Below are 18,600 nucleotides of genomic sequence, written 5' to 3' on the forward strand. Positions count from 1 at the left end.
ATCATGATGATAAAAAAACCTACCCTCATTGCACTAACGCTATGTAGTTTGTTTTCTACAACAGCGGTCGTTGCCAAAATGACCAGTGAAGAAGTAGCACGTTTAGGTGCAGATCTAACTCCTTTAGGTGCAGAAAAAGCAGGTAATGCTGATGGTTCGATTCCTGCGTGGACAGGTGGTATTACTAAAGCACCGGCAGGTTATACGCCGGGAATGCATCATCCAGATCCGTACGCTGACGACAAAGTACTTTTCACCATTGATAAATCGAATGTTGATAAATACAAAGCAAATTTAAGTCCTGGTCAAGTAGCTCTTTTTGAAGCGTATCCAGATACGTTTAAAATGAATATCTATACTACTCATCGCAGTGCTTCAAACCCACAGTTTGTCTATGATGCGACAAAAAAATACGCACCAACTGCAGAGTTGATAGAAGAAGGTAATGGGATAAAAAATACCGCAATTGGTATTCCTTTTCCTATTCCAAAAACTGGCTTAGAGGCAATTTGGAACCATTTATTACGCTACCGTGGTCTGTCAATTGAGCGTTTTGGCGGTCAAGCAGCTCCTATAGCCTCAGGTTCATATAATTTAGTTGGCTTTGATGAGCAACTGTTAGTTAAGTACTCAGATCCAAAAGCAACACCAGCAGAGTTACAAGAATCTAATATTTTGTTTAAATTTAAACAAAAAGTCACCGAGCCTGCGCGTTTAGCTGGCACGGCGCTATTAGTTCATGAAACCATGGACCAAATTTTAACTCCGCGACAAGCGTGGACTTACAATTCTGGCCAGCGTCGGGTACGCCGCGCCCCTAATGTTGCTTATGATGCACCAGGAACAGCAGCTGATAGCTTGCGTACAACCGATGATTTCGATATGTTTAACGGTTCGCCAAACCGCTACACATGGACGCTCAAAGGTAAGCAAGAGCTTTATGTACCATACAATAGTTATAAGCTACACAGTGATAAGCTACAGTATGACGATATTCTGATGGCCGGTCACATCAACCCGGAACATGTACGTTATGAAAAACACCGTGTTTGGGTTGTAGAAGCAGATCTGAAAGGCGACACTCGTCATATTTATAAGAAGCGCGTATTTTATATTGATGAAGATAGCTGGCAAGTTCAAGTGACGGATATCTATGATAACCGTGACCAAATGTACCGTGTAGCGATGGCTCATACAATTAACTATTACGATGCGCTCACTAACTGGAGTACATTAGACGTTTACTACGATTTGAATTCACGCCGTTACCTAGCGATTGGTTTAGATAACCAAGAGAAAATGTATGATTTCTCACAATCGTTTAATGATAATGAATTTACCTCAAGTGCACTGCGCCGCGAAGGTCGTTAATACACTCTAAGCACCTGGAATTATCTAGGTGCTTTTTTATTATTTCAAATCGCGTTTGTCACTCTGACACGCACTGGGTCATGACACTAACCGAGTCCCCCGACTGCACGTTATATACCGACAAACACATTCTTTTCAAGGCGATTTTAATTTATGAAGTACATGCTTTATGCAGGTCTTGCCGCTGTGGCGAGCCTTTCAACTCTTTCTATTGCAGCTGAACCACTTGCTGCAATTGTCGCAACTAAAGCAGATAAAACCCTGTTGACTGATATTGAATACACAGGAAAGCAACTGGTCGCTGTCGGAAAACATGGCACTATTATTACAAGCAGTAATGCAAAAAATTGGCAACAAGCGAGCGTTCCAACGCAAGTGTTATTAACGGCGGTTGCCTTCAGTGGCAGTGAACTCGGTTGGGCTTGCGGGCATGATGCGACTATTGTTCATACCAATGATGGTGGTGCAAACTGGCAGTTGCAACAAGTGAATACGCAATTAGATAAACCTTGCTTAGATATTTTATTTACCAGTGAACTTCACGGCTTTGCTGTGGGTGCCTATGGTATGTTTTATGAAACCAGTGATGGTGGCAAACATTGGCAAAAGCGTTTTCTGGATTCTTTATTATTTGCAGATGATAGAGATTACTTAAATGATTTAAAAGAATCCGATCCTCAAGGCTATGAAGCCGAAACTGCATCAATATTGCCGCACTTTAATCGTATTGTCACAACAAAAGATAAACTTATGTTAGTGGGCGAAATGGGTTTGTTAGCGCACAGTACAGACAACGGAAAAACATGGCAACGCGATGAAGAAATCTACCGGGGTTCTTTTTTTGCTTATGCCAGCGATGAACAAGGGCAAGAAATAGTCGCGGGTTTAAGAGGCAATATTTTTAGCCGTCAGGTAGGTGAGCAATGGCAACCAATAAGTAATAATAAAACCGCCACAATCAATAGTATTATCGCTAGCGGTGATAATCAATGGTTGTTACTTGCCAACAGCGGTGTGATTTTCCACTATAAAAATAATCAACTTACTATTGAGCAGTTAGCGGATGGTAAAGCAATTCTTGATGCCGTTATTTTTGAAAATCAATTGGTTATGGCATCAGAAAATGGCATTAAAGTGAAGGGGATGGCTCCATAATGCACACAATCGTCAATTTTTTAGAGAAAGCAGTTTTTCGTCATCGATTAATGATGGTGATAAGTTTTATTTTAATAACATGTTTTTTAGGTTTTAAAGCCACACAAATCCAACTTGATGCTTCATTTAATAAAAATATTCCACTTAATCATGATTATATGAAAGTGTATTTAAAGCATGAAAAGCAATTTGGTGGCGCAAATAGTATTTTGATCTCAGTGTGTGATGATAGCGGTGATATTTTTAATCCTGAGTTTTTCACCCAATTAAAAGCCGTTCATGATCAGTTATATTTTATTCCTGGGGTGAATCGTCCGTTAGTGAATTCAATTTTTTCACCCAGTGCACGTTTTGTTGAAGTTGTTGAAGACGGCTTTGCGGGTGGGCCAATTATTCCCGCCAATTTTACTGCTGATCAACGAGGTTTAGCGGTTGTTAAAGAGAATATCGAAAAAGCGAAAGTCGTAGGCAGGATGATTGCCTCTGATTATTCGTGTGCGATGGTAACCGCGCAGTTGATGGAAACTGATCCGCAAACGCAAGAAAAATTAGATACGTTAGCGTTTGCACAAAAGCTAGAAAGCGAAATTCGAGAGCCATTGAGCACTGATAAAGTAAGTATCCACATTATTGGTTTTGCCAAAATGGCCGGTGATATTGCCGAAGGTGCGAAAGGGGTTGTGTTATTTTTTGCTATTGCTATCGCGTTTACTCTCATCATGGTGTGGTTATTTTGCGGCAGCATCAAGCTCACTATTTTACCTATAGCCTGTTCAATTATTGCCGTGGTTTGGCAGTTGGGGATATTGTCGAGCTTAGGCTTTGGTCTAGATCCAATGTCGATTCTAGTACCATTCTTAGTGTTCGCAATCGGCGTAAGTCATGGCGTACAGATGATCAATGCAATAGGTAAAAAAGTCGCCGAAGGAAGCAGTAATACGCGTCTTTGCTGTCAGGCTAGTTTTAGATCGCTGTTAATACCCGGTGGTATTGCATTGCTGTCAGACACGGTCGGCTTTTTGACGTTACTAACCATAGATATAGGTATAATTCGTGAACTGGCTATCACAGCAAGTTTAGGTGTGGCTGTTATTATTTTTACTAATTTGATTTTATTGCCAGTATGGGCATCGTATATGCGCTTTGAAAACACAGTTCATATTCAATCAGGCAACAGCGAAAAACCAAACTTACTTGATTCAATTCGTGATCTGTTAGTCAAAGCCACGGATCCAAAATGCGCGAAAATCATTATTGGCTGCACCTTAGTATTGTTTGCTGTAGGTTATTGGCAAGCAGGGAAAATGCATATCGGCGATTTACATGCAGGTGCACCGTCATTGCATCAAGATGCCCGTTATAACCAAGATACCTTTTTAATATCGGACAAATATACAATTTCATCCGATATTCTAAAAGTGATTGTCGAAGCTTACCCTGCAGCATGTACAGAGCACGACGTAATGGATCGCATTAGTCGTTTTCAATATAAAGTTGAAAACTTAGCAGGTGTTCAATCAGCAGTATCCCTAAGCTCAGTAGCGCAGTCGGTTAATGCCGGGTATAACGAAGGTAATTTAAAATGGCAAAGTTTGCCTCGTAATACGGCAAGTTTGGTGCAATCTACCTCACGAGTCGAAACCAGTACCGGTTTACTCAATGGTGATTGTTCAGTTATGCCAGTGATTATCTTTTTAGATGATCATAAAGCGCAGACCATTGAACATATCATTGCCAGTGTTAAGCAATTTGCCATTGAAGAACAAACCGATATGCTGCAGTTTAAGTTGGCCTCAGGGCCTGTCGGCGTCATGGCTGCGACGAATGAATCAGTTTCTGCTGCACAATTACCTATGATGTTATACGTTTATGGTGCAGTTATTATTTTATGCTTGATTAGCTTTAAGAGTGTAAAAGCGACCATAGCGGTAGTGTTACCCTTGTATATTGTATCGACTCTTGCGCAAGCTTTAATGGTACAACTTGAAATCGGTCTGACGGTTTCAACGTTGCCAGTGATTGCACTAGGTGTAGGTATTGGGGTGGATTATGGGATTTATATTTTGTCATCGATGATGGGGCAATTAAAGCAAGGTGTTGCCTTACCAGTGGCGTATCGTAATGCACTCGTTGAGCGTGGTAGTGCGGTGTTATTTACCGGTATCACGTTAGCTATTGGTGTGAGCACCTGGATTTTCTCTGATCTTAAGTTCCAAGTGGACATGGGAATATTGTTAACCTTCATGTTTTTAGTCAATATGCTTGGCGCAGTATTACTTTTACCAGCAATTGGTAGTTTGATCTGGACTGACCAGAAAAAATAATGTGAATAATTTTGCTCCTAAATGGCCTGTAAAGGCCATTTATATCTATAATTTGTGAATAGATGACCAAATAACTGAAATGCTTAAAATGTTTTCATCGAAAGGGCTGTTTATTAATTTTAAAAGGGTTAGAATTTGCCTGACTCCACACAATAAATTGCTGTACAAATTTTCCATCTAAGTAGGTGGTATAGATTTAAGGAACATGTAATGACACGAAATGAAGGGCAAGCCTCGGTTATCTTAGATAATGTCTGTAAGCTGATCCAGAAAAAAGTTCACGCTGATAATGTGTTACTCGTTGAGAAATTCGCCAAATCCTTGTACAGCAATATGTCTAAAGAAGATTTGGCACATCGCAATGATAGTGACTTATATGGCGCTGCACTTAGCCTATGGAACTCGCTAGAAAAAAATACCTCTGATGATGCGGTGATCCGCGTTTTCAATCCTGAAGTAGCAAAAGATGGCTGGCAGTCATCACACACAATCGTCGAAATTATCGCTAAAGATATGCCATTTTTAGTTGATTCTGTTCGTATGGCGATGACCCGCGAAAATATCGCATCTCATTTGCTATTACACAGCCCACTTAAGATTCAACGCGATAAAAACGCTAAAATTTCGGCTTTATCAAATTTAAAAGCCGAACAAGAGTCTAGCTCTACAAAAACAGTGTTTTTTATCGAAATTGATCGCCAAACAGATTCTTCAGTGATTGACTCGTTCAAAAAAGAGCTTGAGTCAGTGTTGAACGATGTGTCTACTGCGGTAGAAGATTGGCAACCGATCCGCAAAAAGTTAATTGCGGTCAGTAAAGAATTACCAAAACGTAACCATAACAACAATGCAAGTGAAGTCGCAGAGACTGTTGAATTCTTAGATTGGTTAGTAAAAGATAATTTCACATTAATGGGCTATCGCCAATACGATTTGTCGCCAGTACAAGGCGATTACCAGCTCAAAGGTAAAATCGAGAGCAGCTTAGGTTTAATGAAGAATTCAACCGAAGAGCATTCTCGCCTGTTATCTGAATTACCAGAAGTTGCCCGTCAAGAAGCCCGTAGCAATAACCTGTTGATCCTTACAAAAACCAATTCGTTATCACGCGTACACCGCCCAGCATACATAGATTATGTAGGGATTAAACGTTTTGATGATGAGGGGAATGTGATTGGCGAAGACCGTTTCATCGGGTTGTTTTCATCAAGTTTTTATAACAACAGCGCCGCTGATGTGCCAGTTTTAAAAAGTAAAATAAATCGCATCATGGAAATGTGTGATTTTGCCAAAGGCACTCATGCTTATAAAGCGGTATTAAATATTCTTGAAACCTATCCGCGTGATGAACTTGTTCAGGCCCGTGAAAGCGAGTTACTTGAAGTTGCAATGGGTGTTTTACAAGTACAAGAGCGCGATATGTGTCGCTTATTTGTGCGTAAAGATGCCTATGGTCGTTTTTTCTCTTGCATGGTCTATGTACCACGTGAGCGTTATAACACAGCGCTGCGCCGTGAAACACAAGATATTTTAGGCAATGCATTTAATTCAGACGATAAAGTCGAATTTACTACCTTCTTCTCTGAGTCTACACTGGCGCGTACTCATTATACCGTGCGTGTGACTGACAACAATATAGAATATAACGTGAAAGACATCGAAAATAATTTAGTAGAAGCCGCTCGTACTTGGGAAGATAAATTACAATCAGCACTGTTAGAGTCTGCGGGTGAAGCACGTGGTAACGAATTAAACCGCAAATATTGTAATGCGTTTGCTCGTTCATACAAAGATGAAGTACTGCCAAGTGCCGCTGTTGTTGATATTGAAAAGCTTGAACTATTGAATGACGATAACAAGCTTGAAATGTTGTTTTACCGTCCGCAAGAAGAAGCGAACAGCAACATTGTACGTCTGAGCTTATTCCACAAAGATGAGCCAATCCATTTATCAGACGTTATGCCAATGCTTGAAAACTTTGGCTTGCGCGTCATTGGTGAAACGCCTTATTCAGTTAAAACCAGCGATGGCCGTATCAACTGGATCATGGATTTCTCAATGCTACTTGATAGCAAAGGCATTGCAGATTTCGATAAAGTATCAGCACGTTTTCGTGCCGCACTTACTAGTGTGTGGAGTAACCGTTTAGAAAATGACGGCTTTAACCGTTTAGTGTTAATGGGTGGCTTAACTGGTCGCGAAGCGTCAATATTACGCGCTTATGCAAAATACATGCGCCAAGTTGGGGTTACTTTCTCGCAAACCTACATCGAGAGCACATTAGCTAATTACCCGCACATTGGTTCGCAAATTGTTAATTTATTTGCTAAAAAGTTCTCTGTTAAAAGCCCTGCTAGTGTTAAAACGCTTGATAAGCTAATTACACAAATTTATGTAGAACTTGAAAACGTTGCTAACTTAGATGATGACCGTATTATTCGTTTATACGTCGATATGATCATTGCTACGCTGCGTACTAACTACTTCCAAAAAGATGGCATAGGTCAGTTTAAGTCTTATGTGTCGTTCAAAGTAAATCCAAGCTTAATTCCAGATATGCCATTGCCATTACCGGCATTTGAAATATTTGTTTATTCTCCACGTGTAGAAGGTGTGCATTTACGTGGTGGTAAAGTTGCGCGTGGTGGCCTGCGTTGGTCAGATCGTCGTGAAGATTTCCGAACTGAAGTACTTGGTCTAGTTAAAGCACAACAAGTAAAGAATACAGTTATTGTACCTGTAGGCTCAAAAGGCGGCTTTGTTTGTAAACAACTGCCAACGGATCGTGACGCATTCTTCAAAGAAGGCCAAGAGTGTTACAAAATCTTCATTCGTGGTTTATTAGATATCACAGATAACATTATCCAAGGCGAAATTGTGCCGCCGGTTGATGTAACTCGTCATGATGAAGATGATGCATATTTGGTTGTAGCAGCTGATAAAGGTACAGCCACTTTCTCTGATATTGCCAATGGCATTGCCAATGAATATAACTTCTGGCTAGGTGATGCATTCGCATCAGGTGGTTCAGTAGGTTATGACCATAAGAAAATGGGTATTACAGCCAAAGGTGCATGGGAATCGGTTAAACGTCATTTCCGCGAAATGGACATTGATACACAAACAACTGATTTTACGGTAGTTGCAATTGGTGATATGGCTGGGGATGTATTTGGTAATGGTATGTTGTTATCCAAGCATATCCGTTTACAAGTGGCATTTAACCACATGCATATCTTTGTTGATCCAAACCCAGATTCAGCGACGTCTTACCCAGAGCGCGAGCGCCTATTTAACTTACCTCGTTCATCGTGGGAAGACTACAACAAAGACTTGATTTCAGCGGGCGGCGGGGTGTTCTCACGTGCGGCTAAATCAATCACTTTAACGCCAGAAATGAAAAAAATGTTGGGCACTAAAAAAGCCAGCATGACACCAAACGAGCTGATCAAAGCATTCTTAATGATGGAATTCGATCTATTATGGAATGGCGGCATTGGTACTTACATTAAGAGCAGTAAAGAAAGCGATGCAGATGTAGGCGACCGTGCAAATGACGCCCTACGTATCAATGGTAGTGAGCTTGGTGCAAAAGTACTCGGTGAGGGTGGCAACTTAGGTGCAACCCAATTAGGACGTATTGAATTTGCTGCTAAAGGCGGTCGCGTTAATACTGACTTCATTGATAACGTAGGTGGAGTTGCGTGTTCTGATAACGAAGTAAATATCAAAATTTTACTTAATGGTTTAGTTACTGCCGGTGATTTAACGCGTAAACAACGTGATGAACTACTGTATTCAATGACCGATGAAGTTGCACAACTGGTACTGAAAGACTGTTATCGTCAAACGCATACACTGTCAATTACGCAATCAAAAGGCTCATCAACGCTTAAAGAAAAAGTACGCTTTATTCATGCCCTTGAAAAAGATGGCAAGTTAAATCGTGCAATTGAATTTATTCCAAGCGATGAAGAGTTAGCCGAGCGCGCGGCAGCAGGTAAAGATTTAACTCGTCCAGAGCTATCAGTACTTGTTTCTTATGCGAAAATGGTATTAAAAGAGTCATTAGTGACAGACGAGATTACAGAAAACCCGTATTATCGTCAGCTGTTAGTGAAATCTTTCCCATTACCACTGCGTGAAAAATTTAATGCAGCGATGGATAATCACCCACTGCGTAAAGAAATCATTGCAACTAAACTTGCTAACAATATCGTTAACGATATGGGCCTTAACTTCATGGTACGTATGCATGAAGAAACTGGTGCTAATGAAGCTGAAGTTGCACTATGTTACTCTGTTGCCAGTGAAGTATTCCAAATGCGTGATACGTGGTCTGCAATTGTTGATCTTGATAACAAGATCCCAGCCGCAGTGCAAACTGAAATGTTGTATCAATTACGTCGTACAGTACGCCGTGCAACGCGTTGGTTCTTACGTCATCGCAATAAAGCGCAAAATATTGAGCAAACAATTGCCTTCTTTGCACCGACCTTCGCTGATTTAAGTGCAAACTTAACTACCTACATGGTTGAAAAAGAAAGTGAACGTTTATCTGCGGCCGCAGACAAGCTTATTGAAAGTGCAGTGCCAGCTGAGCTTGCAACACGTATTGTATCGCTCTCTAGCTTGTTCTCAGTAATGGACTTAGCAGAAGTTGCTGCAAATTCAGGGCGTAGTATTGATATGGTATCTAATACCTACTTCAAACTAGGTGCACGGATGGGACTGCATTGGTTCCTTGACCAAATTACTCATCAGCCAGTGGCGAATCATTGGCAAGCATTGGCCCGCGCTTCATACCGTGAAGAACTTGATTGGCAACAACGTACACTATCTGAAGTTGTTTTAAATAACTTTGCTGGTGATAACAAAGATGTTGACGGTCAAATTGATCAGTGGATGGACAGCCAAGATTTGTTACTACAACGCTGGAAGCAAATGTTAGCTGAATTTAAGACTTCACAAAGTCATGATTTTGCTAAGTTCTCAGTTGCATTACGTGAACTTATGCTACTTAGTCATAACTGTGATACATCTGCAAAATAAGCAATTGATACTGACTGATTATTTTCCCACATGAAAATAATGAGTTAATCGTTAAAATTGTTATACAATACCCCAGCCTAGTCTGGGGTATTTTTTTATTAAGAGGATTATTTCATGTTTTACGATCTTGCTCGCCGTTTTATGTTCACCCGTGATGCGGAATGGGCCCATGAATTTGCACTTCATAACTTGCGCCGTTTTAACAATACCCCGTTCAGTGCTGCATGGTCGCAATCAGTGGCAGATCGTCCAGTCGAATTTTTAGGTTTACAGTTTAAAAACCCAGTAGGATTAGCAGCTGGCCTTGATAAAAATGCAGAATGCATTGATGCGTTTGCAAAGATGGGTTTTGGCTTTATTGAGGTAGGTACTGTGACACCTCGTCCACAAGTCGGTAATGACAAGCCGCGTATTTTCCGTCTGCCGGAGTCAAATGCAATTATCAATCGTATGGGCTTTAATAATAAAGGTGTTGATAACCTAATTAATAACGTTAAGGCTGCTAAATACGACGGCATTCTAGGTATCAATATTGGTAAGAATAAAGATACCCCAAATGAACAAGGTAAAGACGATTACATCCACTGTATGCGCAAAGTGTTTGAACATGCCTCATATATTACTGTCAATATCTCATCACCAAATACGCCTGGACTTCGCGATCTGCAATATGGTGCTGCACTGGATGATCTATTGCAAAGCCTTAAAAATGAGCAGCTTGATTTGATCGCCAAACATAATAAACAAGTGCCAATGCTAGTAAAAATTGCCCCAGATCTTGATGCTGTGCAAATAGCTCAAGTTAGTGAATCATTATTAAATAACAACATCGATGGTGTAATAGCGACGAATACTACCTTAGAGCGTGCTGCGGTGCATGGACAACAATATGCTGATGAAGCCGGAGGCCTTTCAGGTCAGCCAGTACGTGAGCGCTCCACTCATGTAGTGCAAGAATTAAAACGTTTAACCGCAGGAAAACTGCCAATCATTGGAGTGGGCGGAATTGATGATGCAGCCAGTGCGAAAGAAAAATTATCAGCAGGAGCGGATCTTGTACAGGTATACACTGGATTTATATATAAAGGACCGCAATTGGTAAAAACGATCCTGCAAGGCTTATAAGGATCCGTTATTTAAGCTTTTGATCGTTCAATAAATGTTCTAAAGAAATATATATTAATTGGTCAAAAGCCGCTATACTACAATATTCATAAGATTAATTAGTAGGGGCGTAGGGAACGCATGTTACAAGCATCAAAGCAGTGGAAATGGATTGCTTGTCCAGTAAGAAATCGTTTATTGATCGATTTAGATCAAGATATGCAGCTGTGCACGCCTTATAAACTACGTCAACTCACCGATGCTATTTTAACCCAACCTAACTTTAGTTTAGAAGATGCCGCCTTTTATCAGCAGGTTTACCAATATCTTGCTGGATTTAATCTTTGGAATGGCGCGCAGCTATGTCAAATTGCGCTCAATGCGACAGCAGCTAAATTTTATTTAAAGCCAATGCTGGCAAAAAGTTGGTTTTTCGAACCCTACAAAGGCAATGAGCCCAGTATAGAAGCCGTTATAAAATTGCAAACTAGCGAACAAAGTGGTGAGTTTTTGATTGTTGACCACTGTAAAGAAGCCTCTTTATGCATTTGTCTATCTGAGCATTTTAAGCTTGATGAAAACTTAAGCCTTAATCAATTTGAAGCTATTCGTATACTTAACAATCGTGTCCATCCAATTTATAACCACGCACAAAATAGTAAAACAGCCTAAGCATATTTTTTGTAGTTCCTTTGTTTATCGCGTGTTTGTCGCCCAACCTATGTTATAATCCCGCGCAATTAGCTATTAAGGGTTATTACTTTGCATTTTATCGCACTTACTTCTATCGGAATCGAAAATTTATTGGTTGATGAACTTACTGACATTGGCGCTACGGTGACCAAACAAACAGTCGGTTCTGTGCGTTTTGACGCCGACACTACATTAGCACAAAAGGTCTGTTTAATGAGCCGCTTCGCGACACGAGTGCTGATGTTGATCGAAGAGAAGGAGGGCGTTAATAATAAAGAAAGCCTTTACAATTTTGCTCGCTCACAGCCTTGGCAGGAATGGTTTGGTCCAACGCAAACTTTTGCAGTCGACTTTAATGGTACCAACGACTCACTTAAAAATACCCAGTTCTCAGGTTTAGTGATCAAAGATGCGATTGTTGATTATTTTAATGATTTATTTGAACAGCGGCCAAATGTTGATAAACAAGATGCCAATGTACGCGTTGTTGCGCGTTTATCGCGTCAAGGTGTGGCCATGTATATCGATTATTCAGGGCCGCGTTTATCTGAACGTGGTTACCGAGAAGGTCAAGGTAAGGCACCTATTAAAGAGCATTTAGCGGCAGCACTGATCAAACGCAGTGGTTGGCTTGATAATGTTCAACAGCCGCTATTTGATCCCTGCTGTGGTGCTGGCACTATTTTGATTGAAGCTGCTGGCATGGCGCGTAATGAAGCGCCGGGTTTATTCCGTGAGGGATTTGCATTTGAGCGCTTACCAAGTTTCCGTATTGCTAAATACAAAGAGTTAAAAGAGCAGCTTACAGCACAAATTACAGATCCTAAACTATGGCTTATTGGCCATGACAATGACGCTAATGTACTAAGCAAAGCAGTAGATAATGCTCGTAGAGCTGATCTAGGCGATGTGATCAAGTTTAAACAAAGCGATGCAACTAAGCTTACTTCAGTGGCGAAATTACCAGGTGTGGTTATTTCAAATTTACCGTATGGTGAACGTATTGGTTCGATGGCTGAGTTGGTAAGTTTACACAGTGCTTTAGGTACAGGCTTTAAAAAACATTTTAATAACTGGAAACTTGCTCTACTAGGCATGGATGAGAGTTTATTTAAATTATTAAAGCTGGTGAAACTCAAGCGTTATAAATTTAAAAATGGTCCACTTGATGTGGTACTTAATTTATATCAACTTGATGACAAACAAGTCAGCCAAACAACTGAAGATAAGCCTGCATTGAACTTTGAAGGTTCAATGTCGTTTGCTAATCGGGTTAAAAAGAATAAGCAAGGCTTGAAAAATTGGCTCAAACAAAATGATGTGCAGGCCTATCGTGTCTACGATGCTGACATCCCTGAATACAATGTAGCTGTTGATATTTATGGTGATTCAGCGGTAATATTTGAGTACGCTGCGCCGAAAGAAATTGACGATGTAACAGCGCACAAACGTTTACAAGACGTGATTTCGTTAACCTCACAGCAGCTCAATATAGCACCTGGAAATATTGCTGTAAAAGTACGTAAAAAGCAAAAAGGTGAAGAGCAATACACACCGATGGCTAAGCAAAATCGTACTCAAGTAGTTGAGGAGTTTGGCGCGAAGTTTAAAGTCAATTTATTTGATTACTTAGATACTGGCTTGTTTTTAGACCACCGTCTTGCGCGTCGTTATATCCAAGAAAATGCCAAAGATAAACGCTTCTTGAATTTATTTGCCTACACAGGGACAGCCTCTGTACATGCCGCTCTGGGTGGCGCTAAAGCGATAACCACGGTTGATCTATCGAAAACCTATTTAAAATGGGGCCAAGATAACTTTGACCTGAACAATATTAGCAATACTCGTTATCGTTTCGAACAAGCTGATTGTTTGAAGTGGCTTGAGCATGCCACAAGCCAATACGATTTGATCTTTTTAGATCCGCCAACGTTTTCAAATTCAAAACGCATGAAAGATGCTTTTGATGTACAAAATGATCATATTAAATTACTGACATGGGTCAAAAAAATCCTCAGTCCATCTGGCACGTTGATTTTCTCGAATAATATGCGTGGCTTCACCATGGATGAAGTTGGCTTGATTGGCTTAGGCTTAAAAGCTGTTAATATTTCAGAGCAGACGATTTCTCCTGACTTTAAACGCAATAAAAAAATACATAATAGCTGGTTGATAACCCATGGCTAAGTGGATTTTGTATCATACCGATGGCTGTCATTTATGTGAGCAAGCGCAGAGCTTGATCACGCCGTCGTTGGGTGATGATCTGTTACAGCTTGTTGATATTATGAGTGATGAAGAATTAATTACAGAATATCAGACCAGTATACCCGTTTTAAAAAGCGATCAAGGCCCGCAATTATTTTGGCCTTTCACTGCGCAAGATGTGCGTCAGTTTTTTACGCAAACAGAATAAGAGTAAACAGATAGTATGGATTTAATTAGAATTTCTAAAGCTCAACTCGCGTATGGTACGCATCCACTGTTAGACAACGCTGATGCCGTCATCGAAACTGGTGAGCGTGTGTGTGTGGTTGGTCGTAATGGTGCGGGTAAATCAACGTTACTAAAAGTCCTTGATGGCCAAGTTATTTTAGATGATGGTGAAATAAATCAGTTAGGTAGTATTAAAATATCGCGTCTAGAGCAAGATCCACCAAAAGGAGCTAGTGGCTCGGTGTTCGATTATGTTGCTCAAGGTATGCCTGAGATTGCAAATTTATTAATTGACTTTCATCACGTCAGCACTGAGTTACAAACTGACTGCACAGATAAACTACTCAATAAACTTGAACGTTTATCAAATCAACTCGAAGCCGCAGATGGTTGGCGTTTTGATAGTAGAATTCAACTTGTATTAACACAGTTAGAATTAGCACCAGAAGCCAAACTTGAATCACTTTCTGGTGGCTGGTTACGCAAAGTTGCTCTTGCACGGGCACTTGTCAGTGAGCCGGATTTATTATTACTTGATGAGCCTACTAACCATTTAGATATGGAAAGTGTGATGTGGCTTGAACAATTCTTAAAAGAGTTTAAAGGCGGTATTGTCTTTATTTCTCATGACCGTGCTTTTATTCGTGCAGTTGCTACGCGTATTCTTGATTTAGATCGCGGTAAGTTAATTTCATACCCTGGTGATTATGCGACATACCTAGAGCAAAAAGCTCATGATTTAAAAGTAGAAGAAACGCAAAACGCATTATTTGATAAACGCTTAGCAGAAGAAGAAACGTGGATCCGCCAAGGTGTAAAAGCACGTCGAACGCGTAATGAAGGCCGTGTCCGCGAGCTCAAACAGCTACGTAATGAACGCAAACAGCGTGTTGATCAAGTGGGTAAAACTGACTTCAACATTGAAACAGCTGACCGTTCAGGTAAATTAGTATTTGAAGCTAAGCACTTAAATCATGCATTTAATAAAGACAAAGTGATTGCTCAGGATTTCTCAACCCTTGTTATGCGTGGCGATCGTATTGGCTTAGTTGGCCCTAATGGTATTGGTAAGACGACTTTATTAAAACTGCTATTTGGTGATATTGAAGCTGATGCAGGGATTGTTAAGCAAGGGGTGAACTTAGAGTTTGCTTACTTTGATCAATACCGCCAAAAGCTTGATGAAGAAGCCACCGTACAAGATAACGTTGCCGAAGGTAAGCAAGAAGTAATGATGGGCGGACGCTCACGTCATGTACTCGGTTATTTACAAGACTTTTTATTCCCACCTGCGCGTGCTCGTACACCGGTTAAAGCACTCTCTGGCGGTGAAAAAAATCGCTTATTATTAGCTAAACTATTTTTAAAACCATCAAATATTCTTGTGCTTGATGAGCCGACCAATGATTTAGATATAGAAACCCTCGAGCTGTTAGAGGATATTATTAATCAGTATCAGGGAACTGTGTTAATTGTAAGCCATGACCGTGAGTTTATTGATAATACCTGTACCAGTGTTTGGGCGTTTGAAGGTAATGGGGTAATTACAGATATTGTTGGTGGTTACAGTGATTATGAAGCCTATACTAATTATTTAGCACAGGAACAAAAAAAACAGCTAACTACACCTGCTAAAAAAGAAGCAGTCGTTGCACCAGCTCCTGTGGCTAAAGCAGATAACAAAAGTAATAAACTCTCTTACAAATTAAAACTTGAATTAGAACAATTACCCAGTAAGCTGGAACAACTTGAACAAGCATTAGAAGCGCAGCAAGTTGTGGTTAATGACGCTGATTTCTTTAAACAAGATGCCAGTGCGACAACCAAAGAATTGAACCATTTAGCACAACTTGAGTCTGACCTTGAAGCCGCTCTGGAGCGCTGGGAAGAACTTGAAGATTTAAAGAATCAGTAGTAAGGATTAAAATGAAATATAAATTACTCGCGGCTAGTATTTTAGCTACGATGAGTACATCGGCACTCAGTGCCACGTATCAGTTAACAGAGCTGAGTTCTTTAGACGAAGCAAAGCATAACTACGTTAAAGATGTCAGCGAAAGTGGCAATATAATCGGCGTTGCTAACGGTATTTACAATTTACCTATTGATGTTAGCTATATAGATTTTACTGATAGCCTAATCGAAAGGGCATACGATCAGCAAGAAAATAATTTCGAGTTAATTGATAAGCAAATTACCTTTACTCTAGATGATATTGAAAATAATAATGCAGCGGCGACTAACCCAGATGCACACAGTTTTATGCTTTCATTTTTATCAGCACAAGCTAACAACTCAGAATATCAAAAATTGGCTAATATCATCGGTTACAATGTTTTAAATGGTGAAGCGCAAGAACAAGTTCTTTTTGATGTTGCATCAGTTGATTATGATGGCCTTACACGCTCCGTTAGCAATAATTATAATGCAGTAGCAGAAGACGGTGTTACTGCGGGTTGGGGCAGTGCACCTTATGAGAAAACTAGCTTTCTTCCTGAGGGTGAAAGTGAAGAAGAAACACGATTCGTGCGTGATTTTATTTCTCGGGGAGTTGTTGTATCGCCATCGGGTTTAAATGTGCCGTTAGTGCCTGAGTATGCGGAATTTGGTGGCTTAAGTTCAGCCAACGATATCGTTAAAACAAACACCGGTTATATTGTCGTTGGGCAAGTATCAACAGGGATCCCAGTTGATAGACAAGAAAATATTGATGATAATTGTGATGGTGAAGATGAACCTGTCAGTGTTTGTATTGAGAATTTGTATAGAAGCACATCATCACGATTGTTCGATACCCGTGCAGTTAAGTGGACACTTGATACAAATTTAAACATTACTAAAACTGAACCGCTTGGTTTGGGTCTTACACCAGAAGATGATGATGGGTTTGCATTTATAAGTAATGCACTTGCTGTTAATAGTAATGGTATTGTTGCCGGTTACTCTGACATTCGTGATAATAACAGCTCGTCAACAATTAGATCGTTACCTGTTTATTACAAAGACGGAAACGTTGTTGAAATGCTCAATCAAGAAGATGATTGGACAGGTGGTAAGGCAGTAGCAATTAATAATAATAATACGATTGTTGGTTATGGAATAAAGAGAATTGATGGCTCAGATCGTCAAAAATTCTTTTATCATGATGTTGCCAGTAATAGTACTGTATTCCCAACGGATTTCTTTAATAGCTCCAGCTCAGTTGCCAATGATATTAATGACAATGGTTATATTGTTGGTGAAGGTGAAACTGACCTATTTAATGTTGGTGCGCGTCGCCGCGAAGGTTTCCTGTACAAAATTGGTGAAGATGCGATTACAAACATAAATGATTTACTGCCTTGCTACGAAGCAGATGGTGAAACACGTTACGGTTATGTTGTTGCAGAAGCTAAAGTGATTAACAATAAAAACGAAATTTTTGGTGTTGCTACTAAAACGGTCGAAAAAACTGATTCATTAGGCGGTGTTGTACGAGATATCAATGGTGAAATAGAATACGAAAGTATTGCAGTGCCAGTGAAGTTATCTCCTATTAACGGGACTATTGATAGTTGTTCAGCTCCTGAAACGGAAACTTATGAACGTCAATCGTCTAGTTCCCCTTGGTATACGTTATTGTTACTACCGTTAGTTGGTCTGCGTCGTATATTGCGATAAGTATTGAAATTATTGCTAGGTGATCCAGCATTAACGGTCACTTAGTATTAAAATAAAAAACCCTGCTTTGCTAAGCAGGGTTTTTTTTGTCTATACTTTAAATTGAAACAGTTATTTTTTATGACGATTTAACCATGCTTTTCGCACTGAGCGTCGCCATAGTAAATCAACACCGAAATAGCCTATTATTGAGGCAACACAGGCAGAAATAAGCGAGCCAACTAAAAAAGCAGGACCAATGGTGGTTAAGCTTTCCATAAACCACTGCCAACTTGGTTCAAATGCAAAATGTTGCTCCGGCTGCCCTAACACTAACGTACCAATTAAATACGAACAATAAAAAATAGGTGGCATGGTTAGCGGGTTAGTGATCCATACTACGGCGACAGAAATAGGTAGATTTACTCGTAATGGAATAGCCAACGCAGCAGCAAGCACCATCTGAAAAGGAACAGGGATGAAAGCGAAGAATAAACCGACTGAAAATGCCCCACGAGCTGAGCGACGATTTAAATGCCATAGATTAGCATCGTGGAGTAAACGACCAAAAATTCTTAAATATTTATGATGTTTAACTTTATTGTGATCGGGTAAAAACCGTTGGATCGTTTTTTTAGCCATTTAAAGCAACCATTTACATCTGTTTGGTTAAGCGTTGGGTTTGTCGTTGGTTGTATTATAACCGTTTATTATTATCAGACCCTTGTATTTACAGTTTTCGCGTTATCTCTGTTAATTGCGAGTGCCTATTTTAAGCCGTTTTACCGTGTATTGTTAGGTTTTATTTGTGGAATTTTGTGTGTAT

Annotated in this window: 11 protein-coding genes; 10 read left to right on the plus strand and 1 reads right to left on the minus strand. The window is 40.0% G+C overall.

The features are described from left to right. Nucleotides 1–6 precede the first annotated feature (6 nt). From H5201_RS02640 to H5201_RS02685, 10 genes are all read left to right on the plus strand, one after another. A complete protein-coding gene (locus H5201_RS02640) occupies nucleotides 7–1,371 on the plus strand; it encodes a DUF1329 domain-containing protein (protein ID WP_149981191.1) in 1,365 nt (454 codons plus the stop codon). 153 nt (nucleotides 1,372–1,524) lie between these two features. Then, nucleotides 1,525–2,526 (plus strand): YCF48-related protein, encoded by a 1,002-nt coding sequence (locus H5201_RS02645; protein ID WP_149981058.1) that lies wholly within the window; start codon nucleotides 1,525–1,527, stop codon nucleotides 2,524–2,526. Next, complete coding sequence (locus tag H5201_RS02650) at nucleotides 2,526–4,850, plus strand: RND family transporter (protein ID WP_182783645.1); 2,325 nt, start codon at nucleotides 2,526–2,528, stop codon at nucleotides 4,848–4,850. Before H5201_RS02645 ends, H5201_RS02650 begins: the two co-directional genes overlap by 1 nt. 210 nt (nucleotides 4,851–5,060) lie before the next feature. Next, complete coding sequence (locus H5201_RS02655; RefSeq protein ID WP_182783648.1) at nucleotides 5,061–9,902, plus strand: NAD-glutamate dehydrogenase; 4,842 nt, start codon at nucleotides 5,061–5,063, stop codon at nucleotides 9,900–9,902. Between the two features lie 114 nt (nucleotides 9,903–10,016). Further along, nucleotides 10,017–11,027 carry a quinone-dependent dihydroorotate dehydrogenase gene (pyrD, locus tag H5201_RS02660; protein ID WP_145233821.1) on the plus strand — a complete coding sequence of 337 codons (1,011 nt, stop codon included), beginning with the start codon at nucleotides 10,017–10,019 and terminating at the stop codon, nucleotides 11,025–11,027. Nucleotides 11,028–11,147: 120 nt separating this feature from the next. Then, the gene (locus tag H5201_RS02665; RefSeq protein ID WP_145233823.1) at nucleotides 11,148–11,678 is read left to right on the plus strand and encodes a cell division protein ZapC domain-containing protein; all 531 of its coding nucleotides are present in this window, start codon (nucleotides 11,148–11,150) and stop codon (nucleotides 11,676–11,678) included. 90 nt (nucleotides 11,679–11,768) lie between these two features. Beyond that, nucleotides 11,769–13,886, plus strand: coding sequence for a bifunctional 23S rRNA (guanine(2069)-N(7))-methyltransferase RlmK/23S rRNA (guanine(2445)-N(2))-methyltransferase RlmL (rlmKL, locus tag H5201_RS02670; RefSeq protein WP_145233826.1), 2,118 nt, complete (start codon nucleotides 11,769–11,771; stop codon nucleotides 13,884–13,886). Then, a complete protein-coding gene (locus tag H5201_RS02675) occupies nucleotides 13,879–14,115 on the plus strand; it encodes a glutaredoxin family protein (protein ID WP_182783650.1) in 237 nt (78 codons plus the stop codon). Before rlmKL ends, H5201_RS02675 begins: the two co-directional genes overlap by 8 nt. A 15-nt stretch (nucleotides 14,116–14,130) precedes the next feature. Then, nucleotides 14,131–16,050, plus strand: a complete 1,920-nt coding sequence (locus H5201_RS02680; RefSeq protein WP_182783652.1) for an ABC transporter ATP-binding protein — start codon at nucleotides 14,131–14,133, stop codon at nucleotides 16,048–16,050. Nucleotides 16,051–16,061: 11 nt separating this feature from the next. Next, entirely contained in the window at nucleotides 16,062–17,795 is a 1,734-nt protein-coding gene (locus H5201_RS02685) for a DUF3466 family protein (protein WP_182783654.1), read from the plus strand. A gap of 111 nt (nucleotides 17,796–17,906) precedes the next feature. Here the strand turns inward: H5201_RS02685 and H5201_RS02690 are convergent, their stop codons facing one another. Next, nucleotides 17,907–18,416, minus strand: a complete 510-nt coding sequence (locus H5201_RS02690) for a DUF2062 domain-containing protein (protein ID WP_182783657.1) — start codon at nucleotides 18,414–18,416, stop codon at nucleotides 17,907–17,909. Between the last annotated feature and the right edge of the window lie 184 nt (nucleotides 18,417–18,600).

This window comes from Pseudoalteromonas sp. SG43-6 (assembly GCF_014164365.1).
In the GTDB taxonomy this organism is placed as follows: Bacteria; Pseudomonadota; Gammaproteobacteria; order Enterobacterales; family Alteromonadaceae; genus Pseudoalteromonas; species Pseudoalteromonas rhizosphaerae.

Excerpts from the sequence above, each read along its gene's own strand:
- H5201_RS02650 (WP_182783645.1), top strand. The coding sequence starts at position 2,526 with ATGCACACAATCGTCAATTTTTTAGAGAAAGCAGTTTTTCGTCATCGA.
- H5201_RS02680 (WP_182783652.1), top strand. The coding sequence starts at position 14,131 with ATGGATTTAATTAGAATTTCTAAAGCTCAACTCGCGTATGGTACGCAT.
- H5201_RS02665 (WP_145233823.1), top strand. The coding sequence starts at position 11,148 with ATGTTACAAGCATCAAAGCAGTGGAAATGGATTGCTTGTCCAGTAAGA.
- H5201_RS02655 (WP_182783648.1), top strand. The coding sequence starts at position 5,061 with ATGACACGAAATGAAGGGCAAGCCTCGGTTATCTTAGATAATGTCTGT.
- H5201_RS02685 (WP_182783654.1), top strand. The coding sequence starts at position 16,062 with ATGAAATATAAATTACTCGCGGCTAGTATTTTAGCTACGATGAGTACA.
- pyrD (WP_145233821.1), top strand. The coding sequence starts at position 10,017 with ATGTTTTACGATCTTGCTCGCCGTTTTATGTTCACCCGTGATGCGGAA.
- H5201_RS02645 (WP_149981058.1), top strand. The coding sequence starts at position 1,525 with ATGAAGTACATGCTTTATGCAGGTCTTGCCGCTGTGGCGAGCCTTTCA.
- H5201_RS02640 (WP_149981191.1), top strand. The coding sequence starts at position 7 with ATGATAAAAAAACCTACCCTCATTGCACTAACGCTATGTAGTTTGTTT.
- H5201_RS02690 (WP_182783657.1), bottom strand. The coding sequence starts at position 18,416 with ATGGCTAAAAAAACGATCCAACGGTTTTTACCCGATCACAATAAAGTT.
- H5201_RS02675 (WP_182783650.1), top strand. The coding sequence starts at position 13,879 with ATGGCTAAGTGGATTTTGTATCATACCGATGGCTGTCATTTATGTGAG.